At 53.4% G+C, this 1,878-nt stretch carries 3 protein-coding genes; 2 read left to right on the forward strand and 1 reads right to left on the reverse strand.

The window, feature by feature from the left end:
- Positions 1–350: hypothetical protein (locus VGS11_10235; GenBank protein ID HEV2120463.1), on the reverse strand; the 350-nt coding region annotated here is incomplete at its 3' end.
- A gap of 75 nt (positions 351–425) precedes the next feature.
- Between VGS11_10235 and VGS11_10240 the strand changes: the two genes are divergently transcribed.
- Together VGS11_10240 and VGS11_10245 are read left to right on the forward strand one after the other, a co-directional pair.
- Positions 426–1,400, forward strand: a complete 975-nt coding sequence (locus VGS11_10240; protein HEV2120464.1) for a branched-chain amino acid ABC transporter permease — start codon at positions 426–428, stop codon at positions 1,398–1,400.
- Positions 1,397–1,878 (forward strand): hypothetical protein (locus tag VGS11_10245; protein ID HEV2120465.1); only part of this gene is annotated, 482 nt, incomplete at its 3' end. The genes VGS11_10240 and VGS11_10245, both read left to right, overlap by 4 nt.

A 1,878-nucleotide genomic window follows, 5' to 3' on the forward strand; every position in this document is an offset into this window, starting at 1 on the left:
CCAGCGTCGTCTGCAGAAACCACCTTGAACTGAATGTTGCTTCCGACGGCGGTAAGGTTTGCGTTCATCTGTTTCACCGCCAAATTGACAGAATTCTGGAATGACACGCCGTAGGACCCATAGGTTTGGGTCGTGGGGAGAACTGTGCCTATCGTGTAAGTCACTGGTCCCGGCGCACCTGTCACGGAGCTCGTGACTGTTGTGCCTCCCACTGTGATAGTCTTTGTTGTGCCCGAAGCAGTCGACGACACGTAGAAGTATCCTGCGCCAGCTCCCACCGCCAGGCCGACTATGAGCAATACAGTTGCAATTGCTGAAGAAATGGCTTTGTGATTCTGAGAAATATTCATCGGGCGATTCGACCTTGGAATCGACTTTTAAACCTTGAATAGGCTCGAACCGTTTGTCCCGGTTGCAGCCCACAATTGCTTGAGTGGTTACCCGGTTCTATCCTGCTCTCTCTCTTCCAAGGAAGTATCTACGTCGTCGTTTCGCTGGGCCTCACGCTGACGCTCGCCGTAGTGAAGCTGCCTAACTTTGCCCACGCCGAATTCCTGACCATTGGTGCCTATGTGGGTGTCGTTGTCTCCGCAGTGTATCCCGATAATCTCCTTGTTATCGGAGCAGCTGCGTTTCTAGTCTGCGCAGCCCTCGGTCTCGCGATCCATCACATAGCGTTCAAACCGCTGATGGACAGGAAGGTCTCGATCTACATTCTTGTTCTTGCTTCCTTCGCGGTGGCCCAGTTCATCAGGTACAGTGTTTTTTCGTGGGCTTCGGTCGTTGGATTACTGGATGCGACCCAGAGTATCAAGGTCTACAATATCGTGACAATTTACGACACGGAGCTAACCAACGTCTACGCCCTCGCGATTGTGCTTGCCATCGTAATGTCAGTTCTTCTCGAACTCTTCCTGAAGAAAACAAGGATGGGAAAGTCGATGCGGGCGATTGCGAGCAACTTTGACCTGGCGAGGGTGTCCGGGATTAACGTCCAACGAGTAGTAGACGTCATGTGGATTATCGCCGCGGGCCTCGGAGGTATCGGAGGGATGGTGTTCGGGATATACACCACGGTAACTCCCGCCCTGGGTTTCAACACATTACTAGACATCTTCGCGGTAGTGATCATTGCCGGCCTGACCAGCTTCACTGGGACGATAATTGGTGGCTACATCGTGGGTTTTTCCCAAGCCACCCTCATGGATTTCCTGCATTACTACTTCGGCATCTCTTTCGGGTACCAGCCTTTACTCCCGTTTGCACTGATAATCGTCATCCTCCTCTTGAAGCCGACTGGGCTGGCTCCGAGCTCGACGGGACTGTCGACCATCAGAAAGCTCGTCAGGAGGAATTCTGTTAGTCCTGGGGTGGGTCCACAAAGGAGTGACCGAGAATGAAACGGGGAGTTATTCTTGCAATCTTGGTCCTGGGCGTGGTCGCAATCTCGGCCTTCGGAGAGCTTGCGTCTACCCCTGGAAGGCACTTCGACTTCATCGGTTTCGCAATTTCGTTCGCTTCGTTCTACGGCATCTACGCGATACTCGGAATCAGTCTGAATCTCGAGTACGGCTTCGGGGGTCAACCGAACTTCGGGCAGGTCCTCTTCTTCGGTCTGGGCGGAGTCGTCGGGGCGACCGTAGCAGCCGACCTTCTTCCATTTCTTTCGGGAGCGGCAGTCGGTAACATCTGTGATATCTCATCCCTGCTCTCCCGGGAGAGCATAGCTCTCGCCAACCCGGCAATCAGTGTTTCAGTCTGGGTGATTGCTCTCGGCTTTGCCATGTTGGCTGGAGGGATAATGGGACTTGTTGCGTCATACCCAGCTTTGAGGGTCAAGGAAGAATGGTTTCTTTCCATGATACTGCTCGTCGGTGG

Source organism: Candidatus Bathyarchaeia archaeon (assembly GCA_035935655.1).
Taxonomy (GTDB): Archaea; Thermoproteota; Bathyarchaeia; order 40CM-2-53-6; family 40CM-2-53-6; genus 40CM-2-53-6.